This window comes from Bradyrhizobium sp. SZCCHNR1093, from assembly GCF_032381175.1.
GTDB lineage: Bacteria > Pseudomonadota > Alphaproteobacteria > Rhizobiales > Xanthobacteraceae > Bradyrhizobium.
In genome coordinates this window covers 50,463-76,937 of record NZ_JAUHJJ010000018.1, presented here as the reverse complement: position 1 = coordinate 76,937, position 26,475 = coordinate 50,463, and the positions used below count along the sequence as shown (strand labels likewise).

The 26,475-nt window shown below is 64.3% G+C and carries 22 protein-coding genes and 1 pseudogene; 9 read left to right on the top strand and 14 right to left on the bottom strand.

The genetic code is table 11. From position 1 onward, the window contains the following. Window positions 1-38: 38 nt before the first annotated feature. Window positions 39-389 carry a RidA family protein gene (locus QX070_RS31825; RefSeq protein WP_315741101.1) on the top strand — a complete coding sequence of 117 codons (351 nt, stop codon included), beginning with the start codon at window positions 39-41 and terminating at the stop codon, window positions 387-389. 20 nt (window positions 390-409) lie between these two features. Here QX070_RS31825 and QX070_RS31820 read toward each other — a convergent pair whose 3' ends face one another. The 9 genes and pseudogenes from QX070_RS31820 to QX070_RS31780 all read right to left on the bottom strand — a co-directional run bounded on the left by QX070_RS31820 (window position 410) and on the right by QX070_RS31780 (window position 11,311). After that, entirely contained in the window at window positions 410-646 is a 237-nt protein-coding gene (locus QX070_RS31820) for a hypothetical protein (RefSeq protein ID WP_315741100.1), read from the bottom strand. Between the two features lie 86 nt (window positions 647-732). Beyond that, window positions 733-2,109, bottom strand: a complete 1,377-nt coding sequence (locus tag QX070_RS31815; RefSeq protein ID WP_315741099.1) for a sigma-54 dependent transcriptional regulator — start codon at window positions 2,107-2,109, stop codon at window positions 733-735. Window positions 2,110-2,121: 12 nt separating this feature from the next. Then, on the bottom strand, window positions 2,122-3,924 hold the full coding sequence (locus QX070_RS31810; RefSeq protein ID WP_315741098.1) for an ATP-binding protein: 1,803 nt from the start codon (window positions 3,922-3,924) through the stop codon (window positions 2,122-2,124). 155 nt (window positions 3,925-4,079) lie between these two features. After that, window positions 4,080-5,402 (bottom strand): NAD(P)/FAD-dependent oxidoreductase, encoded by a 1,323-nt coding sequence (locus QX070_RS31805; protein WP_315741097.1) that lies wholly within the window; start codon window positions 5,400-5,402, stop codon window positions 4,080-4,082. Window positions 5,403-5,703: 301 nt separating this feature from the next. Next, complete coding sequence (locus QX070_RS31800) at window positions 5,704-7,032, bottom strand: dicarboxylate/amino acid:cation symporter (protein ID WP_315741096.1); 1,329 nt, start codon at window positions 7,030-7,032, stop codon at window positions 5,704-5,706. 581 nt (window positions 7,033-7,613) lie between these two features. Continuing rightward, window positions 7,614-7,901, bottom strand: a pseudogene (locus tag QX070_RS31795) (methyl-accepting chemotaxis protein); the annotation flags it as partial. A gap of 55 nt (window positions 7,902-7,956) precedes the next feature. Then, window positions 7,957-8,970 (bottom strand): UDP-glucose 4-epimerase GalE, encoded by a 1,014-nt coding sequence (gene galE / locus QX070_RS31790; RefSeq protein WP_315741095.1) that lies wholly within the window; start codon window positions 8,968-8,970, stop codon window positions 7,957-7,959. A 133-nt stretch (window positions 8,971-9,103) separates the two neighbouring features. Further along, on the bottom strand, window positions 9,104-10,414 hold the full coding sequence (locus tag QX070_RS31785; protein WP_315741094.1) for an alpha/beta hydrolase: 1,311 nt from the start codon (window positions 10,412-10,414) through the stop codon (window positions 9,104-9,106). A gap of 48 nt (window positions 10,415-10,462) precedes the next feature. After that, window positions 10,463-11,311, bottom strand: a complete 849-nt coding sequence (locus QX070_RS31780; protein WP_315741093.1) for an ABC transporter permease — start codon at window positions 11,309-11,311, stop codon at window positions 10,463-10,465. Window positions 11,312-11,441: 130 nt separating this feature from the next. Between QX070_RS31780 and QX070_RS31775 the strand changes: the two genes are divergently transcribed. Then, window positions 11,442-12,842, top strand: a complete 1,401-nt coding sequence (locus tag QX070_RS31775; RefSeq protein ID WP_315741092.1) for a hypothetical protein — start codon at window positions 11,442-11,444, stop codon at window positions 12,840-12,842. Here the strand turns inward: QX070_RS31775 and QX070_RS31770 are convergent. Genes QX070_RS31770 through QX070_RS31755 form a run of 4 tightly spaced genes read right to left on the bottom strand, consistent with a single transcriptional unit; the run spans window position 12,801 to window position 18,031 of the window. After that, window positions 12,801-14,813, bottom strand: a complete 2,013-nt coding sequence (locus QX070_RS31770; RefSeq protein ID WP_315741091.1) for an HAD family hydrolase — start codon at window positions 14,811-14,813, stop codon at window positions 12,801-12,803. The two genes, QX070_RS31775 and QX070_RS31770, sit on opposite strands and share 42 nt — an antisense overlap. 2 nt (window positions 14,814-14,815) lie before the next feature. Continuing rightward, entirely contained in the window at window positions 14,816-15,706 is an 891-nt protein-coding gene (locus QX070_RS31765; protein WP_315741090.1) for a glycosyltransferase family 2 protein, read from the bottom strand. A 25-nt stretch (window positions 15,707-15,731) separates the two neighbouring features. Then, entirely contained in the window at window positions 15,732-16,610 is an 879-nt protein-coding gene (locus QX070_RS31760) for a class I SAM-dependent methyltransferase (protein WP_315741089.1), read from the bottom strand. Continuing rightward, a complete protein-coding gene (locus QX070_RS31755) occupies window positions 16,607-18,031 on the bottom strand; it encodes an ABC transporter ATP-binding protein (protein WP_315741088.1) in 1,425 nt (474 codons plus the stop codon). Before QX070_RS31755 ends, QX070_RS31760 begins: the two co-directional genes overlap by 4 nt. A gap of 157 nt (window positions 18,032-18,188) precedes the next feature. Between QX070_RS31755 and QX070_RS31750 the strand changes: the two genes are divergently transcribed. The 7 genes from QX070_RS31750 to QX070_RS31720 all read left to right on the top strand — a co-directional run bounded on the left by QX070_RS31750 (window position 18,189) and on the right by QX070_RS31720 (window position 24,884). After that, window positions 18,189-19,328, top strand: a complete 1,140-nt coding sequence (locus tag QX070_RS31750) for a hypothetical protein (RefSeq protein ID WP_315741087.1) — start codon at window positions 18,189-18,191, stop codon at window positions 19,326-19,328. Continuing rightward, window positions 19,325-20,524: a hypothetical protein gene (locus tag QX070_RS31745; RefSeq protein WP_315741086.1), complete on the top strand. Its 1,200-nt coding sequence runs from the start codon at window positions 19,325-19,327 to the stop codon at window positions 20,522-20,524. The genes QX070_RS31750 and QX070_RS31745 overlap by 4 nt, the downstream gene beginning before the upstream one ends. 68 nt (window positions 20,525-20,592) lie before the next feature. Continuing rightward, window positions 20,593-20,859 (top strand): acyl carrier protein, encoded by a 267-nt coding sequence (locus QX070_RS31740; RefSeq protein WP_315741085.1) that lies wholly within the window; start codon window positions 20,593-20,595, stop codon window positions 20,857-20,859. 1 nt (window position 20,860) lies between these two features. Then, window positions 20,861-22,075 carry a beta-ketoacyl-[acyl-carrier-protein] synthase family protein gene (locus QX070_RS31735; protein WP_315741084.1) on the top strand — a complete coding sequence of 405 codons (1,215 nt, stop codon included), beginning with the start codon at window positions 20,861-20,863 and terminating at the stop codon, window positions 22,073-22,075. Beyond that, window positions 21,981-22,931 carry a MaoC family dehydratase gene (locus QX070_RS31730; protein ID WP_315741083.1) on the top strand — a complete coding sequence of 317 codons (951 nt, stop codon included), beginning with the start codon at window positions 21,981-21,983 and terminating at the stop codon, window positions 22,929-22,931. The genes QX070_RS31735 and QX070_RS31730 overlap by 95 nt, the downstream gene beginning before the upstream one ends. Window positions 22,932-22,943: 12 nt before the next feature. After that, on the top strand, window positions 22,944-23,738 hold the full coding sequence (locus QX070_RS31725) for an SDR family NAD(P)-dependent oxidoreductase (protein WP_315741082.1): 795 nt from the start codon (window positions 22,944-22,946) through the stop codon (window positions 23,736-23,738). 12 nt (window positions 23,739-23,750) lie between these two features. Beyond that, window positions 23,751-24,884: a glycosyltransferase gene (locus tag QX070_RS31720; RefSeq protein WP_315741081.1), complete on the top strand. Its 1,134-nt coding sequence runs from the start codon at window positions 23,751-23,753 to the stop codon at window positions 24,882-24,884. On the opposite strand, the gene QX070_RS31715 is transcribed toward QX070_RS31720, so the two are convergent. Then, window positions 24,885-26,384, bottom strand: coding sequence for a B12-binding domain-containing radical SAM protein (locus tag QX070_RS31715; protein ID WP_315741080.1), 1,500 nt, complete (start codon window positions 26,382-26,384; stop codon window positions 24,885-24,887). Window positions 26,385-26,475 lie beyond the last annotated feature (91 nt).

The following is a 26,475-nucleotide window of genomic DNA, read 5'->3' as shown; positions in this document are numbered from 1 at the left end:
GGGAGAAGCCCCGAATTGACCTTTTGAGGAGTTCTTCGATGTCGATCCAGCGTTTCGAAATTGGCCCGCGCATGAGCCAGGTCGTCGTTCACGGCAATACCGTCTATCTCGCGGGAGTCGTCGCGCAGAAGACGGCCGGTGAAAGCGTCACCAAGCAGACCGAGGAGATTCTCTCGATCATCGACGGCCACCTCGCCAAGGCCGGCACCGACAAGTCGAAGCTGTTGTCCGCGACGATCTACCTCACCGACATCAAGACCTTCGGCGAAATGAACGCCGTGTGGGATGGCTGGGTCTCGGCCGGCAATACCCCGGCGCGCGCCACGGTCGAAGCCAAGCTGGCTGCGCCGCAATACACCGTCGAGATCATGGTGATCGCGGCGAAATAGGCGCGCTGGGTCGCCGCGCACTAGTCAGTGTCGCGGCGACCAGTATTGCGATTGAGCGGACCACGCCGCTCGCGCATGAGCCCTTCCGGAAGCACCGGCTCGGTGCCGGGCAACGGCTCGGCCCGCACGTCGGCGCCCCACTGCTCCTGCTGGCGGGGCGTCGTTTTGTCCTTGACCTGGTGCGACTGCGGCAGACCGTCCTTGCTGACGGGGTCGTAGGCGCCGGAGCGCAGGTCGCGGGTGTCTCTGCCTGTCATGATCTTTCAACAAGCGGTGTCCAGCATTCGTTCCTGATCGCCGGCATGGAACAGATGCCCTCCTGCCGCCGCAGGACCAGCCACGGTCAGGACTGCGGCCGCAGCGGCGCGCCCTCGCGGACGCCGTCGACCTTCACGGCCAGCCGTTTGATCTTGTCGTAAAGCGTCTGCTTCGGAATGCTCAGCAGCGCCGCAGTCGCCGGCACGTCGCCGAGCTTGCGGCGCAACGCATCCTCGATGATCGAGCGCTCGATGTTCTCCAGCTGCCGTGGCAGCGACAGCTCCGAGGCCGCGGCGCCCGAGCGGTCGAGGACCTTGCGGTCGAGCACACCGAGCACGAAGCGGTCGGCGACGTTGCGCAGCTCGCGCACGTTGCCCGGCCATGAGTAGCCGAGCAGCAGCGACATGGTCTGCTCGTTCACGATCGGCGCGTCGCGCTCGAACCGCTTGGCAGCCTCGAGGGTGAAGTGCTCGAACAGGATCGGGATGTCCTCGCGGCGTTCGCGCAACGGAGGCAGCTCGATGAACGCGACGCCGAGACGATAATACAGATCGGCGCGGAACAGCTTCTGCTCGCTGAGCTCGAACAGATTGGCCTTGCTGGCCGCCACCACGCGGCAATCCACCGCCACCGGCTTGTTGGAGCCGACGCGCTCGACCGAGCGGTCCTGCAACGCCCGCAGCAGCTTCACCTGCACGCTGAGCGGCATGCTCTCGATTTCGTCGAGGAACAGCGTGCCGCCATGGGCATATTCGATCTTGCCGATCCGCTGCTTGGTCGCGCCGGTGAAGGCGCCGGCCTCGTGGCCGAACAATTCGCTCTCGACCAGCGACTCCGGCAGGCCGCCGCAATTCACCGCGACATAGTTGCCGCCGCGCCGGGCGCTGTGAGCGTGCAGGCAGCGGGCGACGACGTCCTTGCCGGTGCCGGTCTCGCCATAGATCGTCACGTCGACATTGGTCGAGGCCAGGGTCGAGACCAGGCGGCGCACCTCCTGGATCTGCGGCGAACGCCCGAGCAGGCTCGCCTCGATGCCCTGGCGGTCGGCGAGCGCCGAGCGCAGCGCGCGGACTTCGAGCGTCAGGCGGCGCTTGTCGAGCGCGCGGCGCACGACGGAGACGAGTTGCTCCGACGAGCACGGCTTCTCGATGAAGTCATAGGCGCCGTTGCGCATCGCTTCCACGGCCATCGAGATATCGCCGTGTCCGGTGACCAGGATGACCGGCAGGTCCGGATCGAGCCGGTGCAGCTCGGACAGCCACTCGGTGCCGCTCTTGCCACGCAGCCGCACGTCGGAGACCACCACGAACGGCATGTCGGCGCGAACGGTCGTGCCTGCGGCTTCGGCGGAGGCGAACGGCGTGACCGAGAGCCCGGCGAGCTGCAGCGCCTGGACGGCGCCGATGCGGACATCCTCGTCGTCCTCGACATAGATCACGCCGACCGGTTGCTCAGGAGTCATGCGGGAACCTCTTCAATCGGCAAGCGGCAGCAGCACAATGAACTCGGCGCCGGACGGTTCGAGATTCCGCGCCCGCAGCTCGCCGCCGAACGACCGCGCGATGTGATTGGCGATCACGAGCCCAAGTCCGAGACCCTTGCCGGCCGGCTTGGTCGTCACGAAGGGCTCGAACAGGCGCGGCAGGACATCGGCGGCGATCGCTGGGCCGCTGTTGGCGATGGTGATGCGGCACTGGCCCTCCTCACGCACGGCGCGGATGTGGATGGACTTCCGCGCGGCGCCCTCGACGGCATCGAGCGCGTTGGCGATGATGTTGCAGAGCAGTTGCTCGAGCCGGATCTGATCGGCCCTGACATGAAGCTCGGGCGCGAGATCGATGGTCACGTCGACATTGCCGTCCTTCACCCGCGCGCCGAGGATCTTGAGCGTCTCGGACAGCGCCTGCTCGACCGAGACGGCATCGAGCGGCGCGTTCGATTTGTAGGCGAACACGCGCAGCTGGCCGGTCAGGCGCGCCAGCCGGCGGACCAGCTCGCCGATGCGGATGAGATTGCCGCGGGCCTCGCCGATCATGCCGCGATCGACGAATTGCACGGCATTGTCGGAGGCGGTCTGCAGCGCCGCCAGCGGCTGGTTGATCTCGTGCACCATGCCGGCCGACATCTGGCCGAGCACGGCGAGCTTGCCGGCATGGACGAGTTCGTCCTGCGCGGCGCGCAATTCGGCGGTGCGCTCCTGCACCCGCATTTCCAGCCTGTCATTGGCGGCCTGCAGCGCGGCCTGGCTCGCCAGCCGCTGCCGGATCTCGCGGCGTCGCTGCGCCAGCAGGCCGAACGCCAGCAGCGCCACGATGCTGGCGAGACCCGAGAGCGTGCCGATGATCAAGGCCGTCCGCCGGATCGGCGCCTCGTCGTCGAGCAGCAGCAGCTGCCATTGCCGCCCGTTGAGCGGACGCTCGTCGACGCTGTAGACCGCGCCGCGCTCGGTCGCGACCTGGCCGCCGCGATCGGTCCTCTCCATGAAGCTCCAGCCGAGCGGCGCGAGGCTGGAGCTGCCATAGGGCTTGGACGTCGCGATCTCCTCGAGCGCGTCGGCCGAGAGCGGCGTCAACGGGCGGAAACGCCATTCCTCGCGCGAGGCGAGAATGGTGACGCCGCGGGCGTCGACCAGCAGCATGTCGGCACCGCGGTTGCGCCATTCGCGCTCGAAGGCATCGAGATTGACCTTGACGACGGCGACACCGATCGTCCGTCCCTCTTGCTTGACGGCATAGGACAGGTAATAGCCGGCGCGCGCGCTGGTGATGCCGATGCCGAAGAACACGCCGCGACCGGTCGCCAGCGCCTGGCGCATATAGGGGCGGTAGGACAGGTTGCTGCCGACCGGCGTTCCCGGCTGATCGAAGTCGGCGGCGGCGATCGCATCACCGGCGACGGTGAGGACATAGAGGTTGTCGGCGCCGGCCAGCAGGTTGATCGACTTCAGATGCAGGCTGACGCTCTGCTGCAGCGCGCGATCGTCCGGCGTGCCGAGCAGCCGGAAGACATCGGGCGAGGTCTCCAGCAGCGAGGGCAGATATTCGAAGCGCGAGAGGTAGCCGTCGAGCTGCGCGGCCTCGACCGCCAGCCGCTGCTGGGCCGCGGCGTGCCGCTGATCGAGCCCGCGGGAAAAGGCAATGGCATAGCCGAGCCATGCCGCGACGCCGACCAGCGCAGCCGCCATCACTCCGCGAGCGACCCAGCCCGCGCGCCTGCCGACCACCGCGGTGACGTCGGGATGTCCCTCGAGGCCGATCCGGAATGGAAGGTCCGTCATTCCCTTTTCCAGGCCCATCACGTTCCAGGCCCATCACTTCCCAGGCCCGTGTACCGGGCCGCGGCTGCCGTATCCGTAATTGTGCTGCAAGTCTAAGGTCTTGCCGGGCAATAGGCGACAACAAAATCGGCCGGGCCGACGCCAAGGCGCCCTCGTCAGTGCAGCTTGACGTGCGGCTCGGTGCGGCGGGTGATCAGGCGCGCCAGCGTGTCCAGCGACACCTTCGCGAGCCCGTGCAGCGCGTATTCGTGCATCTTGTAGAGCGACAGATACATCATCCGCGCGAACAGGCCTTCGAACACCAGATTGCCGCCGACCAGCGCGCCCATCATCGAGCCGACCGTGCTGAACTCGCCGAGTGACACCAGCGAGCCGAAATCGTGATAGCGGTAGTCCGCCAGCGGCTCGCCTCTGACGAAGCGCGGAATCTGCTTGTAGAGATGCGACGCCTGCTGATGCGCCGCCTGCGCCCGCGGCGGCACGTTGCCGCGCTCGCCCCAGGAGCAGGCCGAGCAGTCGCCGATCGCGAAGACGCGCTCGTCGCGCGTGGTCTGCAGGGTCTGCCTGACCACGAGCTGGTTGATGCGGTTGGTCTCCAGGCCCGCAATGTCCTTCAGGAAGTCGGGCGCCTTGACGCCCGCGGCCCAGACGATCAATTCGGCCGGGATGACACGGCCGTCGGCAAGGCTGACCTTGTCGGCGCCGACCTCGGCGACCTTGGCGCCAACCAGGACCTCGACGCCGAGCTTTGCGAGCAGCTTCTCGGTCTCACGCGAGACCCGCTCAGGCAATGCCGGCAACACCCGGCCCGCGGCCTCGATCAGCGTGATCCTGATGTCCTTCTCGGCGTCGACCTGGTCGAGACCATAGGCCACCACCTCGCGCGTCGTGCGATGCAGCTCCGCGGCCAATTCGACACCGGTCGCGCCGGCGCCGATAATCGCGACCTTCAGCTGGTGCGGCGCGATCGGCGACGACTGCGAATGGACGCGGATGCAGGCGTTGACCATGCGCTCGTGGAAGCGCCTGGCGTCGCGCTGCGATTCCAGCTTGATGGCGTGGTCGACGACGCCGGGCGTGCCGAAATCGTTGTTCTGGCTGCCGATGGAAATGACGAGCACGTCATAGGGGATGGTCCGCTGCGGCGTGACCTCGCGCCCCTCGGCGTCGAGGTAGGGAGCCACCAGCACCTCGCGCTTGTCGCGGTCGAGGCCGATCATGTCGCCGATGCGGTAGTGAAAGCCGTGCCAATAGGCCTGGGCGAGATAGTCGACCTCGTGCGCGGAGATGTCCATGCTGCCGGCCGCGATCTCGTGCAGCTTCGGCTTCCAGACATGGGTACGGTTGCGCTCGACCAGCGTGACGTCGAGCTTGCCCTTGCGGCCGTATCTGTCTCCGAGCCGGGTCGCGAGCTCCAAGCCGCCGGCGCCACCGCCGACGATCACGATGCGAGGAACACCAGACTGCGCAACGGCCATCATCCAATCTCCCCGAGGGTGACCGCGGCGCGACGGAATGACTGCGATGTCACTCCGGCTGCGTCATCACTTCGGCACCGCCGCCCCAGCCAGCGCGACCATGTTCACGATACGCCGTATCGTCGCGATGGTCAGACCATGCCGGCCTTGCGGCACCAGGCAGGATGCCTCCACGGTAAACCCCTGCCCGCCGCCACCTTAGCAGATTATCCGAGATGTTGGCGGCATCGCGATTGGGCAGGGCCGCGGCCGGCGCTACCGACGCTGGAATGCGACAGCAGCGCCCACCGCGACCGCAGGCCTATCCCGTGGTGACTGCGACTTCGACATCGGCGGGATCGATATCGCGATCGAGCGCGATGCGCAGCTTGTCGCGATCGAGCTCGCCTTCCCACCACGCCACGATCACGCAGGCGACGCCGTTGCCGCACAGATTGGTCAGTGCGCGGCACTCGCTCATGAACTTGTCGATGCCGAGCACGATCGCCATGCCCGGAACGAGCTCCGGCCGCACAGCCGCAAGCGTTCCGGCCAGGGTGATGAAGCCGGCGCCGGTGATGCCCGAGGCGCCCTTCGAGGTCAGCATCGCGACCAGCAGGATCGTGATCTGCTCGCCGAAGGAGAGGTGAACGTTCATCGCCTGCGCGATGAACAGCGTCGCCAGCGTCATGTAGATGTTAGTGCCGTCGAGATTGAACGAGTAGCCGGTCGGAACCACCAGGCCGACGACCGGCTTGGAACAGCCGAGCCGCTCCAGCTTCTCCATCATCTGCGGCAGCGCGCTCTCGGATGACGAGGTGCCGAGCACGATCAGCAGCTCGTCCTTGATGTATTTGAGGAACTTGAAGATCGAGAATCCGGCGATGCGGGCGATGATGCCGAGCACGATCACGACGAAAGCGAGTGACGTGAGATAGAAGGTCGCGATCAGGCCGGCGAGGTTGCCGAGCGCCTGCGGCCCGTAGCGACCGATGGTGAAGGCCATGGCGCCGAAGGCACCGATCGGAGCGGCCTTCACCACGAGGGCGATGACGCCGAAGATCGCGTGCGCGGCGTCGTCGATGAAGGCGCGCATCGTATGGCCGCGCTCACCGAGCGTCATCAGGGCGATGCCGAACAGGATCGAGAACAGCAGCACCTGCAGGATATCGCCCTGCGCGAACGCTCCGACCACCGTGTCCGGGATGATGTGAAGCACGAAGTCGACCGACTTCATCTCGCTCGCCTGCTTGGCGTAGTTGGCGACGGCGGCGGTGCCGGCGTTGCTCTGGCCCTGGAACCCTGCCCCCGGCTGAATGAAATTGCCGACGATGAGCCCGAGCGCAAGCGCGAAGGTCGAGACGATCTCGAAATAGATCAGCGCCTTGACGGCAACGCGCCCGACCTTCTTCACCTCGGAGACGTGCGCGATGCCCGACACGACGGTGCAGAAGATGACCGGCGCGATCACCATCTTGATCAGCTTGACGAAGCCGTCGCCCAGCGCCTTGATCCATTCGTTCTTGCCGAGCTCGGGCCAGAGCCAGCCGACGATGACACCGAGCACGATCGCGAACAGGACCTGCACATAGAGGACCCGGTAGAACGGCTTCTGCGGTGGTGCCGCGGCCGCTGTGGTGGTTGCAGACATCGTATCTTCTCTCCCTGATCTTACTCGGTCTATCTCTCTGGTCTGCCTATGACCCGCTTCCGCGCCGGCTCCATTGCATGCCGGAGCAACGTCATGCGTCCGGACGCGGGCCGGGCCGGGGGGCGGACCCGCGAAGCTGCGCAGGCGGAATCGCCTGTCGCCGGATCTCAGGTGAGGGATGGGCTGTGGGCTGGCATCCGGACGTCCCTCGCATCTGTTGTTCTGGAGCTGGCGCTCGTTTGGCGGCTCATTAAGCAGCAATCGTGCCAGCGGAGCGGCGCAGCATGGGGCGCCTGCATGTCCTTCAGTTTGCTACGATTTGTGAACCATCACGCGGCGGGCGGTCAAGGCACAGCGCGCGGTTTGTCTGGACTTCCGGAATTTTGCCGTCGCAGGCACCCGAAACATCGGACGTACCGGCGACATTGTCCCACGGGCGATATCCAGCCCTGCCTGTCGGGCGCTCGACCTGGCTGGGGCGGGAGGGATCGAACCTCCGAATGGCGGGATCAAAAGCTACGGGCGTCCGCTGTAAATCAACGCCAATTCTGAATTTGGCGCAGATTCTAGCCCTAGTACCCGGCGGACAGAACCTGGGATGTGGCGGTTCCGGCATCGACTGCGCCACGCTGTCCATCCGCAATGTTGGCCGAGACCAACTGCATTCCCGCCGCCGCGTGCTGGACATTGCGCGAGATATCCTGCGTGACAGCGCCCTGCTGCTCCACGGCCGATGCGATCGTCGACGAAATCTCCTGCAGCTTCTCGATTGTGATGCCGATCTCGCGGATGGCACCGACCGATTGCTGGGGGGCGGACTGGATGCTCGAGAGCTGCTGGCCGATCTCGCCGGTGGGCCGCGTCGTTCGCGACTTTGACATGGCCGGCAGCCGGAAAGAAGGACGCAACGGCGGCTCCCCTTGGTCAAAGCTCGCGGACCCGGCGAGGATGCGCCTTCGTATGCCATGCCCAGGCTGACCTGATGATCGTATGCAGGTCCGATCGCAATGGGCGGAACTGGAGATCGTCGTTGGCAGCTGTGGGGTCCGCCACCAACGTGGACGGGTCACCGGGGCGACGATCCTTCATCGTTGTGGGCGGCGCAGAACCGGTTTCCCGCTCAATGGCGTGCAACACCTCTTTGACCGAATAACCCTTGCCGGTTCCGAGATTGAACGCTCGTCCGACAATTTTCCTTTCGTTTCTCATCAAGGCATGGATCGCCCTCACATGCGCATCTGCCAAATCGCTGACATGAATGTAGTCCCGGACTGCCGATCCATCGGGAGTATCGTAATCATCCCCGTAGACGGCGAACTCATCCAGGTGTCCCTGAATGACCATCAGCGCCCGCGGAATCAGATGAGTTTCGGGGTCCCGAAGTTCGCCGATGAGCCCGCAATCATCTGCCCCGCAAGCATTGAAATAGCGCAACCGAATCGCGTTGAACCCATATGAAGCCTCGAAGTCCCCGATGATCTGCTCGGCCATCCATTTCGATCTGCCGTATGGATTTACGGCATGCCCTGCTTGGGCTTCTCTGATGGGCATCCTAGGTACTTCGCCATAGACTGCGCCGGTGCTCGAAAAAACAATGTTGGAGCATCCGGCCTTGCGCATGGAGTCGAGCAGCGTCAGCGTGCCGACCACGTTGTTACGATAATATATGTGAGGATGCGATACAGACTCACCCACCAGGCTCGATGCCGCCAAATGAATAACGGCCTGGATCTCAAACTCCCTCAGCGCTGCAACGAGGCTCCGTTCGTCCAGGATGTCCCCCGTAACAAGAGGTCCCCAGTTCACAAACGATCGATGGCCGATCGCAAGGTTGTCGTAGCAGACAGGCTCAAATCCAGCTTCCCTAACTGCCTTGCAACAATGTGCCCCGATGTATCCGGCTCCGCCCGTAACAAGAATCCGCCGCCCAGCACCCATGCAAGAACTCGCTTTCTTCAGCCGCAACCTTCCCGCCTCGCAACCTCAACCAATGCGATCAAATATCGACACGACACCTTTCGATCGATACCATGGGTTATCGTTGTGGTCGACCGGCTTGCTCGAGTCCCGCTCATTCGGGTGACGGCCTCCAACGTGCTGCAGTCGTCGTAGCGATCCACTCAAGGCAACGATCCGGCCAGTTTGCGACCTCGCCGCCATGAATTCCGAGGCCAAAGCCATGGCCGCCGTGATCACAGATCATGGCCTCCACAGGCACGGCCGCCGCGCGCAGCGCCTCAAGATAGACGAAGCTATTCTCTGGCTTGGCGACGGTGTCGTCCCGAGCGTGAACGACAAATGTCGGACAGACGCCTGGCGTGACGGCCCGCTCAAACGAGTAACGTCCGGCCACGGCATCGGATGGAGACTTCCCGAGCAGGGCCTTGCGTGATCCAGCATGGGTAATGGCTCGATCCATTGAGATTACGGGGTAGACCAGGATGGCAAAGGCCGGCGATCCCGCCGACCGCGAGGCCCATGCCACCATATGCCCGCCGGCCGAGAAGCCCATGGCGCCGATCCGATCGGAGCGGATCCCCCACACCGTCGCATGGGCGCGCGTCACTGCCAGCGCTTCGTCGAGATCGGCCATCGGCAACGGCAGGGCGGTGTCCGCCCGATCCGATTGCGGCAGCCGGTATTTCAGGACAAGGCCGGCGATGCCCCGCGCCGCCAGCCAGCGCGCGACGTCATGACCTTCCTTGTCGATGGTGACGCCGGCATAGCCGCCGCCCGGACAGATGACGATCGCCGTTCCGGTCGCGATCCGCCGCTCGGGGAGGAACACCGTCAAGGTCGGCCGGCCGACGACGCGCACCGACCGGTCGGGACGACTGACGCCACGCTCTTCGATCCGATCGGCCATCGCCGATCCGCCGTTCCTGGTGCCCAGCGCCAACTCGATCGGCAGCCGCCCGTCGCCCGTCGTCGTCCACGACGATCCCATCTGCAGGACCCCGCGCAGAACATGCTCGACGCCCTCGATGGCTGGCAGCGCCAACGTCTTGGCAGAAGATGTTTTGGCTGAAGACGCCACTGCATCCAAGCCCACAGCGGCATAGCGGCCACGAACCAGCCGCACGAGGCGCGCAATGCCGGGTTGGGGACTGTCCGTCACGACGGGAATGCCGAACAGGACGCCCAAAACGGCGCCCCAGTTCGCACCGCGCGACGACGGCGCGTAGAGTGCCGCGGGCCGACGGCTACGCAACTGCCAGGCCAGCCGCATCAGGCCGGAGAACCGCGTGAGTCCGGCCGGCCAGAGTTCCGGCGCAAACCAAGTGGGATCGAAACCGTCGCACAAGGTGGCGGCTCGCGCCAGCGATGCCGCGTCGGCATCGTCGAACAGAATTGCCAATCGGAACGGTGTGGGCGCCTTCATCGCCCCGGCCGAAGCGCACGTTGTGCTGTTCATCGCGTCCGCAGACCGTCAGACCACGTCGGCGAAGCCGCGCTTCGTGCGCATGAAGAAAGCATAGCCAGCAACAGCGACAACGACGCCAGCGGCGAACATCGCGCCCAGCCTCCCCCATTCCGGCGCAAGCCCCAGCACGGCGACCTTGCGCGCATCATCGACCAGCGCAGCAATCGGATTGAGATCGAACAACCATCGGAATTCCGAGGGGACACTGCTCAGCGAATAGAAGATCGCGCTGGCAAACATGAGCACTGTCAGCAACAATGGCACCATCGCGTTGAGATCCCTGACAAACACGCCGAGACTGGACAGCAGCCAGCTCAAGCCCAATGCAAAGCAGATCAACGGCGCGACCACGAGCGGAAGCAGCGTCGCCGTGGCCGGAACCGTACCGTGCGCCAGCAGGACGCCACAGAAGAATGGGACGAAGCTGACGATCATCTGCACGAGCGCGGCCGCCACGGCCGACAGCGACAGAATCTCCAGCGGGAAAACCACCTTGGTGACGAAGTTAGGTTTCGAGACGACCAGAGCGGGCGAGCGTCCGACCGCCTCGGCGAAGAAATCGAATAGGATCAGCCCGCAGAACATCGAGAGCACGAAGTCCAGCTTGCCCGCGCCACCGCCGAGTTGCGGCTGCAGGATGAAGCCGAAGACGACCACATAGACAGTCAGCATCCCCAGCGGCCGCAACAGCGACCAGACAACGCCCAGATACGAGCCGCGGTAGCGCGCCAGAATATCCCGCAAGGTAAACTGCCGAAGCAGCGTGCCGTGCGCGACCAGTCTGCGCACGATTTCCCACGGCAACAGCAGTTGCGGCCAGGAAAAATGATCTCGCGATTGCTGCACGGCCGCCATGTTACGTCGCCCCCGCTACGAAACCATAAGTATCAACAAGTTTGACAGTAGCGCCAAACGAGTGCAAGCAAATAGCTGAATTTCGCAAGCCGACAGCGACGATTCCGTATCCTTCTCAGGCACAGCGCTCATGACGACCGAGCATCAGGATCGCTTTCCGCCTTGGGCTCTGGCGCTCTTGACCTTCGTCGGATCAGCGCTGATCGCGTTGCCCTCGTTTCCCGGACGGATGAATGCCGATGCGCTCGACCTGTATGGCCAGGCACTCGGCGACCGCTTTCACGACTGGCACGCTCCTCTCGTGGCCTGGCTGTGGAGAACGATCGGCGCCTCTCCGTCCCTGGTCGCGGGGCATACCACGCTGATCGTCTTCGCGATCGTTTATGCGGTCGTCCTCACCTTACGCGCCAATGGCCTTTCGTCGCCGGCGGCGTTGCTGGCCGCGTTCGGATTCGCGTTGTTCCCACCCGTACTCAACCACCTCGTTGCGGTCTCGAAGGACACCTGGGTGGCCGCGCTATTCGTCGCGACCTTCGCGATGTCCTCGGCGGCCGCGCCAACCAGGCTCGTCCATACGCGCGCAGCCCTGATTGCGCTCGCGCCATCGATACGCCCGGAGACCGTTCTCCTGCTGCCGCTGTTCATTTGGGGCGAGTACGTCCTGGCCGGACGAAAATTGCTCCCCGCCGCCCGCTTCGCCGGGGTCTTGCTCCTCACCGCCGCCGCGCTAGGCCTGTTCGTCGCAAAAGTCGTCAAGCCTGAAGCCCGGCATGCCGAGGGCGGGATCTTTCTGTTCGACCTCGCCGGCATTTCGATCCGGACCGATCAGCTCTTGCTGACTCCCGCGAGCTTTCCCGCCAACGATCTTGCTGTGCTGCAGCGGCACTACTGGAGCGACAGCCTGTCTCCGATCGCATGGGCGAATCCCGAAAGTGAAATGGTGCGGTTCGTCGTCGGCGACGACTTGGCAGAACTGCGTCGCCGCTGGGAGAGCGCCGTTGTGGCCTATCCGCTCGCATATCTCGACACCCGCAGCGTCATCGTGCGCGAGTACCTGCGCGGGCATTGGACGTACCATCCCGGCATCGATTCAAATCCTCGTATTCACCTCTTTTGGCCGAAGGCGAACGGAATGGTGAATGCCTATCTCGATGCCGCGCCTCAATGGCTCTCCAGCCATTGGCTCCCGATGATCGGAGCCGTCGTCCTTCTGGCGGCCATAGTGCGGCTGAAGCTGCATCGGCGTCGACCGGAGTGGATCGTCTATCTGGTCGTGGCTTTCGCCTATCAGGTCATGCTGCTTCCCCTCATCGTCGTACCGGATTATCGGTTCGGATATGCGGGCGTGATCCTGTTCTTCCTGATCCTTGGGTTGACGTCGCGCGATCTCGCACTGATGGAACGAGCGCGGACTGTGGGCGATGACCATGGGACCAAGGCGGAGGGCGCCGCCGGCGGGCTGGCCGCGCCGGCGGCGACGTCCGCGGGATTACCGGGTCAGAAGCCAATAGACCGCGCGCTGCACCGGTGAGCCGCGACGATTGCGGCCGGCATGCCAATAATCGTGCCGGAGCACCCATCGGAACGACTGCGGTCGCGCCAGCATCCGCAGGCTGTGCGGATAGGCCAGCAGTCGTCTTGCGTATACGGCACCGAATCCTTCTCCATGCGGAATATCGCCGACATGACGCGCCTCGGCTTCGGTCGGATACTGCAGGAAGCGCTTCAATTGCGCCGCCGCCGCGTCCTTGGACAAGGCGAGGTCCGGAAACCGGACCTTCAGCGCCAGATAGTCGTCGACGAATTGCATCGCCCCTTGTTGCATGCGCACGATACTCTCGACCCTGTAGGGCTCGAGATCGGTGGACGCCCTAACCGGAAAATAGTTGCCGTCGGCGTCGCGCTCCATACGAACGATCGTCCCCTCCGTCGCCGAAAACAACAATTCGACGACTTCGACCCCCTCCCAGATCAAGCGCCGGTAGTCGTCCGGTTCGCCCCGCCGGAAAAGATAGGCGTCGTGGGGATATTTCTCGTCGGGCAGAACGATCTCGTGCGCGAACCCATATGTGCCGAGGTAGAGTCCGGTAATCTCCGGGCAATCCCCCCTCTCACGCAGCATATCGGTGATCGACCGCTGCATCGTACCATGCCACCCGACGTCGATCAGGCCAACGCGACGGCCCCCCACCAGACCGGAAGCGCTCAAATAGTCCAGCAGAACCTCACGTTCCTCACACGCGTTCTCGCAGATCGGTCCTGCAAGCCCGAGGAACAATTGCCGCAGGCGTCCATAGTCCGCTTCCGTCTTGACCTCGTGGTCGGGGCCGCTAAATCCAGCCGCACCGAAAGCTCCCTGATGTTTGCGCCAGTCGACGCCAGCGCGCTCGATGAATTGCGCCGCTGTAAGCACCGATGTCCCGCCCGACAGAAACCGGATGACATCCTCATTGAGGTCCTTGATCGCCGCCACGTTAAGCGCACGCCTCGAACCATAAAGATAGTGCGTCTCTTTGACCGCTCCATCTGTCGCGGCGGCCAGCTTGTCATAGACCTGCTGCATCACGAGCCCTTCACGGGCCAGGAAATACAGGGCGTCCAAGCGGCGCGCCTTAGCCTGCTCAATCAACCATTCCGTAAAGCCGACAAACAGCGGACCGGCCGTTACATAGCCGAAATCCTCCCAAAAGCTCTCCTCGCGCGAGACCGGCACGGCGTCCCGCCTTGCATGGGTGATCCGGTTGGCGATCAGCCCCTGCGCAACCGACCTTGCCGCAGATACAGGCTCCGATGTCTTCCACACCTTCGAGGCGCGGTGAGAGCTCATATACGCGTCCATGCAGCGCCGGTAATGCCAGGTCGACATTCCATGCTTCCGTCCCATCTCGATATCCGCGCGGATGTTGTCGCCGATGTGGAGCCAGCGCTGACCTTCACCGGGCAGGCGCGCTCGCGCTTCGGCATGGAGCTCGCCGGTTGACTTCGTCTTCTTCGAGACCGACGAAACCAGTAAGGCTTCATAGCCGTCATAGCCGGCATTCCGCAGCAGGTCGGCAATCACCTGCTTCGGAAGGTACGAATCGGAGATGAAGGCGATTCGCTTGCCGCGATCGCGGCACCAGCGATAGGCATCATGAATGAACGGATTGCGCCGGCAGACGTCGAGCTCCGCCTCGATCTCCATTTGAGCAACGGCCTTAGACAACTCCGAATCGATAGCCAGGGACTCGGAAAGGGTGTCGTAGATTTCGTCCAACGTGACTTCCCGGGCACGATGGCTTTGCCAGGCGCGTTCGCGCGCCAACCGCTCCGCATCGCGCCGCGCCGCCGCGAACTGAATTGAATCGGCGCCGAGCCTGCGGCGCACAGCCGGCTCCATCAACAGAAAGAGATCATCGGGCTCCGCCAACGCGCGAAGAATCGACGTATCGAAGACGTCGAATGAAACGACGTCGGCGTCATCAAGTCTGGATTGGAGTTCCGCGTCCATGTCGCTTTGCATGCTCAATCGAATTTTCTTCGGCGAAAGACGCGATGAAGAAAGCCCTTGTCCTGGCGCCGCTTTCGAAGCCACGCCTCCAATAGAAACATCTGCCACGAAATATTGGCCAGGGTGCCGATCCCGGTGCGGCCGCTATTCAGTTCCTGACGAAGCCATTCGTTGCGGAGGAAGACGCTGTAGTTCTCATGCTGGTGGCTCTGATCGACGACCGAATTGCTGTATTCGACCGCGCCTGCCGGCAAACGATGGTGATAATAGGCCAGGCATTCGCACAGCACTCCGATCTCGAAGGATTGCAGGAATCGGACATTAAATTCCCAGTCACCCAGAACCGGAAGATCCTCCCGGAACGGGCCGATCTTCACCAGCGCATCTCTCCTGAACAGGAACGAGATCGGCGGGAACATGTTTTGCGCCAGCATGCGAAACAAATGCACCCCCTTCACCCAGGAATTGAAATCGTGTCGTTGCACGGTCTCGATCCGGTCCTCCCTGATGGACTCGACGACTCTCTCCGTGTGGGTGATCACGCCGGCCAGTTTCGGAAACGTCGCATTCGCCTCCATATAGGCCACAGTCTTACTGAGGAAGTCCGGTCGCCATGCGTCGTCATCGTCGTGAATAACGATATAGCGGCTGGATGACGCTTCAACGCCTTGATTTGACGCGGCTTCCATGCCGCGCGATGTATTATTGTGGATGACGTGGCAACGACCTGCATAGCGGCCCGTGCGCTGGGCGATCAGTCCGTCGACCGTGGCAGGATCGCCGCCGTCGTTGACCACGACGTGAATCCAATTCTCGAAGCTCTGGCCCAACACGCTGTCCAGGGCGCGCGGCAACAGCAACGGACGGTTCCTGGTCCGCGTGATCACCGCAACAGTGTCATCCATCTGATGATATCCCCAATCCATCCCGTCAATCACCGTCGGAGCGACGAACGATGCCGATCGCGCGCAACCAGCCAGAAGGCTGCCGTCTTTCCAGTTCGCCGACGCGCTGTTTGAATCTCTCGCTTTCCTGCCACCAGCGGTCGGTCTGCTCCCTCTGCCATTGCAAGTCGATGGCGGCGCGGTAGCGCTCGACGAGCCATTCGCCGCGGTAGAGATAGCCGCGGATCTTGTCCGGCACGCCTTCCGCGAGCCCGGCGCGGTACCAGCGTTCGCCCTTGGGAAAGAGGATGCCGAGCCCCCACCGGTTCAGGAATTCGAAGTGCGGATGGCGCTGCTTGATCTCTGCCCAGAAACGGGCGGACTCGTAGCCCGATGACGGCGCGATGTCGTGCATCAGGATGATTCCGTCCCGGGCAAGCTTTGGCAACCAGGTGGTGAAATCGCTGCGAACCGCATCATAGGTGTGCAGGCCGTCGATATGCAGCAGATCGATCGAATCGTCGTCGAACGCTTCCGTCGCCTGATCGAAGCGGGCGCGATGCAGCACAAAGCGATCATCGGCGAACGAGCCGGCCATCGTCTTCGCTGCCGTCTCGTACACTTCGCCGCCGTAGTGGCCGCAGTGCTCGTCGCCTTCCCACGTATCGATGCCGACGACCCGGCTCGGCAGATCGCGATCTTTGACCGCCTGGCAGAAGGCAAAATAGGAGCAGCCGTAGTGAACGCCGAGTTCGACGATCAGGCGCGGCCGCGAAAAGCCGACCAGATCATAGGCGAAGTCGCGGTGCCCCTGCCAGGGGGATATCGCGAGCTGCGGGTTCAGGACATCCGACTCGTAAGCTGGTTCGCTGACGACCCAGGCTGGTTGCTGCGACAAGTCGGCGGAATGCTCGGGCTCGATCATACGCCACACCGGATTGATGGAGGCGCTGCCGAACCGGGGGCTGGCCAGGCCGTGGAATCGCCAAACGGCACGATGTCGAGCTTCGTTATCGGGTTGTTGAAGATGCCGTGGATCGCCCGACCAGGACTGATGGCGTTGAGCTTGACGACGCTATGAGCCCAGCATTGGACGACGTGCCGCAGCGGATCCGTCCCCTCGCCAATGCCGACCGTAAGGGTGTAGTCGCCCGGCTGGATTTCCGGCCAGACAAATTCGAGCCGCACCAGGTGTTCGCCGGGATCGAGTGCGACGACGCCGCGGGCGAGGCTACAACTGTTCTCGCCGCAGATTTGATTGCCGTGACGGTCGCTGAGCAGATAGCCGACGATCACGTGCGTCTTCGTTGCGGCGCACCCCAGCAACAGATCGACGCTGATCCGGTCCCCCGCCTGAACCGTACCGGCCGGAGCAAGATCAGGTCTGGTGACGGCGACCCGCCTGATCAGAACGTCCCCCGCCCCGCTCAATTGCGACGATTTGAGATCAATCCATGGCAGCCGTTCGAACCTGTTCGCGTCCATGTCCGCGCCCGGCGCGGCGCGTCTGCCCAGCGCTGCAGAGCCGGCGTCCGCCACGGAACGGTCGCGTCCGTCGGAGACGCGGTGCGACATCCTGATGTAGAAATCGACTGCATCCCTGGAGCTTCCGGCGAAGACGATTTCGCCACGGTCGAGCACATAGGCGTATTCGGTCACGCTGCGGATCGCCTGGAGGTCGTGCGTGACGAAGACCTTGGTGACATCGGCCATCGCCTCCCTCATGTGGCGGATGCATTTCTGCTGGAAGAAGATGTCGCCGACGCTCAGCGCCTCATCAACCAGCAGCACCTCCGGCTTGAGACAGGCGGAGGTGGCGAACGCCAGACGGACGGTCATGCCGCTGGAATAGGTCTTGGTCGGTTGGTCGATGAAGTCGCCGATGTCCGCAAACGCGGCGATTTCGTCGAATTTCGCGTCGGTTTGCCGCCGGCTCATACCGCGGATGGCCGCATTCAGATAGACATTCTCACGCCCCGAAAAGTCCGGATCGAAGCCACTGCCAAGCTCGAGCATGGCGGCAATGCTGCCGACGACGGCGATCTCGCCCTGGCTCGGCGTCAGCGTCCCAGCGAGCAGCTGCAAGAGCGTGCTCTTGCCTGAACCATTGCGGCCGATGATGCCGACACTGGCGCCGCGCCGCACCTCGAGCGAGACGTCATGCAGGGCGTAGTAGTTGCGAACGGCGCCATGCGACAATCGCTCGCAGGTGTCTCGCACCGCGGCCGGCAGGAACGGCAGTTGGCCAAGTCGCCCGAGCAGTGGCCCATGTAGGCGCGCCGCCGGCGACGACCAAACCGTATAGGCTTTGGAGACGTTCTCGACTTTGATGGCGAGTGATGGCATCTGCGCAGACTGCGGACGAAGGCCATGCCATCAAACATCAACGAGCAGGCCATGGCAATTGCAACCTTGAAGATGTCCGATATCTATCAATCCGGGGCGAAGAACGGTAGAGAAGAACGACAGAATCGTTGAATACAATTCGTACCGGTATTCTTTCTTGATCTGGGACAACACATTGCCCCGCTGGGCGCCGCTTCTGCCGGCCAAGCTTCGCTTCCGGCACATGCTGGCGGCGCATCACGGCGGACGGACAACGGGCCGGTTCGTGGCTGTCCCGGAGGAACCGCCGCCCGACCCGCTCCGCGCGCCACTCCGCATTCACTTCTGGACACCCAATCCGTGGCCCAGCACCGCCATCCATGTCGATCGGGTCGTACCGGAGTTGCGCCGTCAAGTCGCAGCTCTCGGTCTGCCTTGGCAGATCGATGCCGGAGGCCTCCCCACCGCGCCGGTGGATTGGCTGCTCTGCCTCAAGGCCGTTCCGCCGCGTGGCCTGTGCTCACCGCATCGTACCGTCCTGCTGCAGCCCGACGACGCGGACCGGGTCTGGGCGGATCTCGACCGCTTCGCTCATGTCGTCTCGGTTTCCTCTCCGGTATTCGCATCGTTCTTAGGGACTGCCCATTCCCGCACCTGGTTCATCGAAGAGACCGAAACGGTCGATCTCATCGAAAGCGGCGGCGCCGCGCTCGACGCTGTGGCCCCCTCGCAACGACCGCCACTCTTGTTGTGGCATGGTACGCGGGAAAGCCTCGATGGTCTCGTCGCCCTGAAGGACGCGCTCGCTTCGCTCGGCCGCGACACCGATGCCGAACTCGTCATCCTCACGAACCTTCCGGAGCGGAGCGAACGGTGGGGCGCTCTGCCGGTCCGCTACACCCCCTGGTCGCCCAAAGCGCTGTGCGCGCTGGCAGCCCAGGCCCGGCTGGGCATCGTCCCGGCGCGGCCGTCAGTTCCCGATTCCTATCTCAAGTCTGCCGGCCGCATGCGTGGTCTGTTCGCCCGGGGATGTCCGGCCATCGGCGACGCCCGGTCGCCGGATGTTGTCGCCTTCAGCGAGGTCTGCGGCATGCCGTCGGCGCAGACCGCGGATCAATGGCGCGACGCGATTGGGCAAATCTTGAACGATGATGTGCGGCTGGATCGCATTGCGCGTCAGGGACATGCCCAAATGCGCGCGCATTACAATACGGCTCGAACCGCGGCCCAGTGGCTTTGGTTCCTCGGCGGTGGGGCCGAAGGGCCCGACCGCCACGGCAGCCCCCATCCCGCTGCCTTGCCCCGAGACCGCACATGACCGCAACCGGCGAGAACAGCCGCTCCTCTTCTGCGGTGGTGCATCGCCGCACGACCTCGTCGCCGCTGACGATCGAGCAGGTCCACACCCGCGCGCAATTACACGATTTCATCGTCCTGCCGCGAGTGATCTACAACGGGATGCCGGGTTTCGTCGCTCCGCTCGACTACGAACGGCGGCAGATGCTTGATCCCCGGCACAACTCATTCTTCACGCATGGGCAGGCAGCCTATTGGATCGCCATGCGGAATGGTCGGCCGCAGGGACGCATCTCGGCCCAGATCGATCACGCTGCCACCGGGCCGGAAGCGGCCGACATCGGACTGTTCGGGTGTCTCGACGCGATCGACGACGGCGACGTCGTCAACGCGCTGTTCGTGGCCGCGGAGGCTTGGCTGCGTCGGCAGCGGCGCAAGGTGGCTCGGGGACCGTTCCTGCTGTCGATCAATGGCGAATCTGGCCTCCTCCTGGAAGGGCAACAGGAGCCGCCGATGACGCTGTTCCCATGGCATCCCGGCTATCTCGATGGTCGCGTTCGCGACGCCGGATACGCGCTCGTCCGAGAGTTGCTCTGCTTCGAGTACAATAGAATGGACGTCGGCACCGAGAGTCGTTTCGAACGATTCTCCTCCATGCGACGTCACGCCGGCATCACCACGCGCGACATTCATCTCGACGCCCTCGACGCCGACATGGAGCTGGCGAGGCAGATCTTCAATGATGGTTGGCAGGACAATTGGGGCTTCACCCCGACCACGCAGTCCGATGTGCGTGCACTGACGGCCCAATTCAAGCCGATGCTGTTTTCGGACGCTGGATTTTTCATCGAGGTCGATGGCGAGCCCGCAGCATTCATGCTGGCGATTCCCAACTTGTTCGATGTCGCCGCCGGGCTCGGGCCTGTCCCGAGCCTCGTCGGCTGGCTCAAGCTGTTGATCCGCATCAAACGCGCGAAGTACCGTTCCTTCAGAATTGTCCTGCTCGGCATGGCCTCGAAATACCGCAGCAGCGCTCTCCGCGCAGCAATTGCGGCCGTCATGGTCGAGGAACTCTGGAAGCGCGGATCGACGCTGGGCATCGACCGGGCAATAGCCGGGTGGGTTCTCGACAACAACCCCCTGGCGCAATCCCTGACCCGGATCGGATTGCGACAGTCCCACACCTATGGAGTCTACGAGAAGAGCATTGTAGACTGACTTGAAGTTGCCGTAACTAGGCAGCGCAACTTGGCACGCAATCGGAGGCACGATTGACCCAATCGAATGTGGAAAAGGCCGCTCCTGCCGCCTCCCTGGCCGACCAGATCCTTGAAGTCATTGTCAGCGAAGGGAAGATCGACCCGGCCAAGACGACCCCCGATGCGACGCTGGAGAGTCTCGAGATCCAATCCATCGACGTCGTCATGATCCTGATGGCGATCGAGGAGAAGTTCGGCGTCTATGTGCCGATCGACGGCGGCATCGCTGACGTCAAGGACCTGAGCGGATTCGTGCAACAGATCGAAGCCCGCATTCTGGTGGAGCGCAGCTGACGTGTCGCGCCCTCGCGTCGTCGTCACTGGCATGGGCGCGGCTTGCGCGACCGGCAAGGGCATTGACGCCCTCTGGCGCGCAGCCCGCGACGGACAAAGCGCCGTGGGACCGCTCGAGTTCGAGCGGCCGGGCTCGAACCAGATCAAGCTCGCAGCGCAGATCAAATCCTTCGCCCCGGAGAGCTATGTCGAGGCCAAGGTTCTGCCGTTCTGCGACCGATATGCGCAGCTTGCCATCGTCGCTGCGGACGAAGCCCTGTCCCAGGCAGGCCTTGCGCGCGAGGAGCGCCAGGGGCCGACGACCGCCGTGATTCTCGGAACCGGCGTCGGCGGCATCACCACCATCGACGAGCAGTGCTACAGCGCCTACGCGACGAAGTCCCGTCTCAATCCGCTGGCCATTCCGCGCATCATGAGCAGCGCCGCCACCTCGCACCTGAGCATACGCTACGGCTGCACTGGCCCGACCTTCACCATCACGAGCGCCTGCGCCTCATCGGCCCAGGCGATCGGAGTAGGTACCTCGCTGGTCCGGTCCGGCGCGGTGGAGCGGGCGATCGTTGGCGGCAGCGAATCGTCAATGACCGCGCTGAATATCCGCACCTGGGAATTGCTGCGGGTGCTGACCCCGGATGCCTGTCGGCCCTTCTCCACCGGCCGCAACGGCATGGTGCTCGGCGAGGGCGCCGCCATCATGGTGATCGAAAAACTCGAGACCGCGCGCCGACGCAACGTCGAACCGCTGGCCGAGATCGTCGGCTATGGCACGTCGAGCGATGCTTTCGACATCGTTCGTCCTGACCCCAATGGCGCTCGGTCCGCGATCGAACAGGCCATCGCCGACGCCGGGCTGACGCCCGGCGATATCGACTATGTCAACGCCCATGGCACCGGCACCGTCGCCAACGATATCGCCGAGGCCGAGGCGCTGCAGCGCGTGTTCGGCGACCGGCTGCCCCGCCTCGCAGTGTCGTCCACGAAGCCGATCCACGGCCACGCACTGGGCGCCGGCGGGGCGATCGAGCTGGCGATCACCATCATGGCGATGCGCGACAACATTGCGCCGCCGACCATCAACTGGCTCGGTGCCGATGCGAAATGCGGCATCGACCCGGTCGCCAATGCGGCGCGCGCAATGCCGATCCGCGTCGCGATCTCGAACTCCTTCGCCTTCGGAGGCGTCAACGCATGCCTCGCCGTCGCGCGGGCGGATTGACCCTGAGGGATCTGATGTGAGCGGGCCGGACAGCGCGCAGGATCAGGTCAGCATCGGTCCGATTGCGGTCCGCGCTGACAGGGCGGACGTCGCTGCCTTCGTGTCCGCGCTGGGGCTGCAGCGCCGCTTCGGCCCCGTACCGTTTGCCTTTCCGATCCGCTGGCTCAGCCTTCCCGCAATCCGACCAACCGTGATCGGCAGGCTCGGGCTCACCGATGAAATCGTCGTGCAGCAATCGCAGACCTTCACCTATCATGAAGGCCTCGGCCCCGATCGCGACTACGGCTTCGCAGTCGAAGCCCGTCGCGAGCGGACCCCAACGGACCGGACGCTCTTGCGCGGGACCGTGTGCGATTCCGAAGGGCGGATCGTCGCAACGCTCGACACGCTGTTGCGCACGTTTCGTCCCGACGCAGCACGCGACGCCGCACTCCGCTCGCGCCCGATGCCGGACTCGAGCTTTCCGGTGATCGAGACTGGGCCGATCGACATCGCGCAGACCGAGAGCTACGCGGCGGCATCGCTCGACGACAATCCGCTCCACAGCGATCCCGCGACGGCTCGCGCCGCGGGTCTCGACGGCCTGATAATCCACGGCATGCTGGCGATGGGGCAGATCGAAGGCGCGCTCCGCGACTGGATGCCGGCACTGCGGATCAATCGCATCCATGGCAATTTCCTGTTGCCCGTTCCAGTTGGCAGCCGCCTCCTCTTCTCCGGTCGTGTTGTCAAGCGAATGCCATCGGACGTGCCGAGTAGCGGTCGCGCCGAGCAGTTGATCCTGCGCGTCATCGTCTCGACCGATGCGGGGTACGCAGCATGCGTCGCTGAAATCGCGGCGCGCCACGACGGCTGAGGATCGCACATCATGTCCGCCCCCAGCTCGATCGTCATCACGGGAGCCAGCAGCGGCATCGGCCGCGCGCTCGCGATGAACTATGCCGCGCCGGGGATCCACATGGCGCTGTCCGGTCGGGACGAGGGCCGCCTGGAAGAAACGGCAGCACAATGCCGGGCCAAAGGCGCAGCCGTCACGACCGCATCAATCGATGTCCGGGATCGCGATCGAATGGCGGGATGGATCCGCGCCATCGACGACGCCGCCCCGATCGGGCTCGCGATCGCCGGCGCCGGGGTCACCGCTGGGCTCGGCATCGGCCGGCTGCGGGAAGATCCGGCCGTCGTGCGCAACGTGATCGCAATCAACCTGATCGGCGCCATCAACACCATCGATCCCCTGGCGGAGCGGATGTGCATGCGCGGGCGCGGGACGATCGCCGTCATCGGGTCGATCGGCGCCTTGCGCGGCCTGCCCTCCTGTCCCGCATACAGCGCCAGCAAGGCCGGCCTTCACGCCTATGCCGAGTCGCTTCGTCCCACTCTTGCCGCCCAGGGCGTTACCATCAGCACCATTGCGCCTGGATTCGTCGACACGGCGCTCAACCGCGACACCGTCTGTCCGAAGCCCCTCATCATGAGCGCCGACCGTGCAGCCGCCATCATACGGCGGCGGCTGGAGCGCGGCGATGCGGTCATCGCATTCCCCCGCCTGCTGGCCTTCGGTCTGCATTTGACCCGCCTGTTGCCGCGGCGCTTGACCGACCTTGCGTTCGCCGCAGTCCATGTCGACGTGCCCGAGCGCACCGAACTCTACAACGAGTGACAGGCGCCGGCGATGGACGCGCTCTCGATGCTCCCGGTCGCCGCAGCGGCATGGTGGGCGATCTCCTGCGCTCTTCGCATCACGACCATCTCGGCCGCATTGGCGCACCCTCGCTTACGGCACAGGTTGGCTACACGACATGATCGACCGCCGGTCTCGATCGTGATCCCAATCCGCCGGCTGGAGTTCGAAGCCGAAGCGGCCTTCACGTCCGCCTTCGCGCAAGTCTATCCGCAAAGCGAGATTCTGGTCGCCGCCGCGGAAGACCACTCGCCGATGATCGAGATCGCCCGGCAGGTCGCTGCGCAATTCCCGGCGGTCGGCGCGCGGATCCTGACCGGAAACAAGCGCATCACTCCGAACCCGAAAGTCAGCAATCTCGCGCCGGCCATCGCAGCGGCGCAACACGACCTGATCCTGATCAAGGATTCGAACATTCTCCTGAGCCCCGACCAACTCGCCGATCTGATGACGAACCTGACCGCCGGCGTCGGCCTCGTCTGCGCGATCCCGGTTGCCGTCGCCCCGACCGGATTCGCCGCCGAACTCGAGCGAGCATTCCTCAATGGGCAGGCCGCTCCGCTGACGCTGGCACTGTCCGCCGCCGGCGCAAACGTCGGCTTCGGCAAGGTCATGCTGTTCGACCGGCGAGATCTGGCACGGGCGGGCGGCATCGGATTGATGGCTTCGGCCTTCGGCGACGATCACGCGCTGTCGCAAGGGCTGGCACGCCTCGGCCTGCGAACGGTGTTCGCAGCCAAGGAGATCCGTCAGGCGATCGGCCGGCGGCCGTTCAGCGAAGTCTGGGACCGCCACCAGCGCTGGATGGTCATTCGTCGAATCCAGGCGCCGCTGGCCTTCTGCGGCGAGCCGCTGGTCAGTGGCGCTTTCACAGCCCTGTGCGGCGCCGTGGGCGCTGCAGCCTTCGGAATGCCATGGTGGCTGATGGCGGGCGGGACCCTGCTCGGCTGGGTCTTGCTCGACGTCACCTTCTTCGCGGCCAAAGGCTGGGGCTGGTCCTGGATGTCCCCACTCTCTGGATTGTGCCGGGAAGTCCTGCTTCCCGTGATGTGGCTGAAGGCGCTGCTCGACCGCCGTGTGACCTGGGCCGGACTGCCGTTCGACGTTCCCGCCAAGACCGGCTGATCAGAGGCCCGATCGGACCGCCGCCTGACCGATCGCCGCCGGCGGTTCATGCCGCCGCGCAAGGCCGGCATCGATTGATCCGATCTGCCGGTTCAGGCTTGCGATCACCTCTTTGGAGAACGGCCCAACATGGAGGTAGAGTAGAAATAGCGAGACCACCTGTTTGAGCGCCCTCGGATTGCGGATTGCGCATTCGGCAATGGTCGCAAGGAATCCGCTCAGGAGGTCCGGCCGCCGCGCGGCCACGAACCAGAGCAGGCGCACGACCGTCGCCGCATCGTTCAAAACCACCCGCCAGGGCACCGAGGCATTGATGCGAGCCGGGACCAGCAGGCGGGCGACCGCCCGGATCCGGCCGAAGAAGGCCGCAGGCCGATTGACCCGTTCCAATATCGAGCGGTAGTCGCCCAACACGTCGCGCCGCGCCCGGGCGGTTCGGAAATTGAGGCCCTCGGTGCATTGATCGCCGCCATCGGCGCTGCTGACGAAGCTGAAATCGACGTCAGGGTTCAGCCGCCCCTCGCGTTCGAGTCGTCGCGAGAGCTGGGTCTGCGGCAGCGCGGTCAGCAGGCCGACCATACAGATCGGCAGCCCGGCCGTTTCGATGCAGGAGACCATCTCGTCGGCGATCCGCTCGTGTTCGTTGTCGAATCCAACCACGAAACCTGCGGTCACGAACATTCCGGCACGGTAGACCTTGTGGACGCAGTCGGCGAGATTGCGCCGCATATTCTGCTTCTTCTGGGTGGACAGCAGTGCGTCCTCGTTGGGGCTTTCGATCCCAATGAAGACCGCCCCGAAATTCGCGTCGCGCATCAAGTGCAGGAGGACGTCGTCGTCGGCGAGGTTGATCGAGGCCTGCGTGCTGAACGTGAAGGGATAGCCGTGCGCCTTTTGCCAGGCGCATAGATGCGGCAGAAACTGCTTCACCGCCTTCTTGTTGCCGATCAGATTGTCGTCGACGAAATCGACATGGCCGCGATAACCGAGCCGGTAGAGATTCTCCAGCTCGCCGAGCAACTGTTCAACGGTCTTGGCGCGCGGCACCCGTCCGTAGAGCTCGATGATGTCGCAGAACTCGCAGATGAACGGACAGCCCCGCGAAAACTGGACGGACAAAGCCAGATAATGGTCGAGCTTGAGAAGGTCGAAACGCGGGAGCGGACTCTTGGTCACATCGACGGTGAATTTCTCCGCCTCGAACAGCCCGCGGCGCTCGCCCGCATCCCAGGACTCTATGAAGGCGGCCATCGTCGCTTCGACCTCACCCGGCATGCGAAAGTCCGCATGACTGTAGGCATCCGGACTGGAGGTGATGTCCGGCCCGCCGACGACGACCGGTTTGCCGCGGGATTGACCGAGTTCGATCAGGCGCAGCGTGTCGGCTCGCTGCGGGATCATGCCGCCGGTCATGACCATGTCGGCCCAGGCGAGATCGCATTCGCCGACCTCCTCCGCATTGCGATCGATGAGGCGGACCGACCATTCCTTCGGCAGCATCGCCGCGACGGTGATCAGGCCGAGCGGAGGCTCCATGCGCCGCTTGCCGGCGATCCGGCACGTCGTCGTCAGGCTCCAGAACGACGTCAGA

What these genes read in the sequence shown, in the direction of transcription:
- QX070_RS31825 (WP_315741101.1), top strand. Translation starts at nt 39, where the DNA reads ATGTCGATCCAGCGTTTCGAAATTGGCCCGCGCATGAGCCAGGTCGTC.
- QX070_RS31820 (WP_315741100.1), bottom strand. Translation starts at nt 646, where the DNA reads ATGACAGGCAGAGACACCCGCGACCTGCGCTCCGGCGCCTACGACCCC.
- QX070_RS31815 (WP_315741099.1), bottom strand. Translation starts at nt 2,109, where the DNA reads ATGACTCCTGAGCAACCGGTCGGCGTGATCTATGTCGAGGACGACGAG.
- QX070_RS31810 (WP_315741098.1), bottom strand. Translation starts at nt 3,924, where the DNA reads ATGACGGACCTTCCATTCCGGATCGGCCTCGAGGGACATCCCGACGTC.
- QX070_RS31805 (WP_315741097.1), bottom strand. Translation starts at nt 5,402, where the DNA reads ATGGCCGTTGCGCAGTCTGGTGTTCCTCGCATCGTGATCGTCGGCGGT.
- QX070_RS31800 (WP_315741096.1), bottom strand. Translation starts at nt 7,032, where the DNA reads ATGTCTGCAACCACCACAGCGGCCGCGGCACCACCGCAGAAGCCGTTC.
- galE (WP_315741095.1), bottom strand. Translation starts at nt 8,970, where the DNA reads ATGGGTGCTGGGCGGCGGATTCTTGTTACGGGCGGAGCCGGATACATC.
- QX070_RS31785 (WP_315741094.1), bottom strand. Translation starts at nt 10,414, where the DNA reads ATGAAGGCGCCCACACCGTTCCGATTGGCAATTCTGTTCGACGATGCC.
- QX070_RS31780 (WP_315741093.1), bottom strand. Translation starts at nt 11,311, where the DNA reads ATGGCGGCCGTGCAGCAATCGCGAGATCATTTTTCCTGGCCGCAACTG.
- QX070_RS31775 (WP_315741092.1), top strand. Translation starts at nt 11,442, where the DNA reads ATGACGACCGAGCATCAGGATCGCTTTCCGCCTTGGGCTCTGGCGCTC.
- QX070_RS31770 (WP_315741091.1), bottom strand. Translation starts at nt 14,813, where the DNA reads ATGCAAAGCGACATGGACGCGGAACTCCAATCCAGACTTGATGACGCC.
- QX070_RS31765 (WP_315741090.1), bottom strand. Translation starts at nt 15,706, where the DNA reads ATGGATGACACTGTTGCGGTGATCACGCGGACCAGGAACCGTCCGTTG.
- QX070_RS31760 (WP_315741089.1), bottom strand. Translation starts at nt 16,610, where the DNA reads ATGATCGAGCCCGAGCATTCCGCCGACTTGTCGCAGCAACCAGCCTGG.
- QX070_RS31755 (WP_315741088.1), bottom strand. Translation starts at nt 18,031, where the DNA reads ATGCCATCACTCGCCATCAAAGTCGAGAACGTCTCCAAAGCCTATACG.
- QX070_RS31745 (WP_315741086.1), top strand. Translation starts at nt 19,325, where the DNA reads ATGACCGCAACCGGCGAGAACAGCCGCTCCTCTTCTGCGGTGGTGCAT.
- QX070_RS31730 (WP_315741083.1), top strand. Translation starts at nt 21,981, where the DNA reads ATGCGGCGCGCGCAATGCCGATCCGCGTCGCGATCTCGAACTCCTTCG.
- QX070_RS31725 (WP_315741082.1), top strand. Translation starts at nt 22,944, where the DNA reads ATGTCCGCCCCCAGCTCGATCGTCATCACGGGAGCCAGCAGCGGCATC.
- QX070_RS31720 (WP_315741081.1), top strand. Translation starts at nt 23,751, where the DNA reads ATGGACGCGCTCTCGATGCTCCCGGTCGCCGCAGCGGCATGGTGGGCG.
- QX070_RS31715 (WP_315741080.1), bottom strand. Translation starts at nt 26,384, where the DNA reads ATGCTGCCGAAGGAATGGTCGGTCCGCCTCATCGATCGCAATGCGGAG.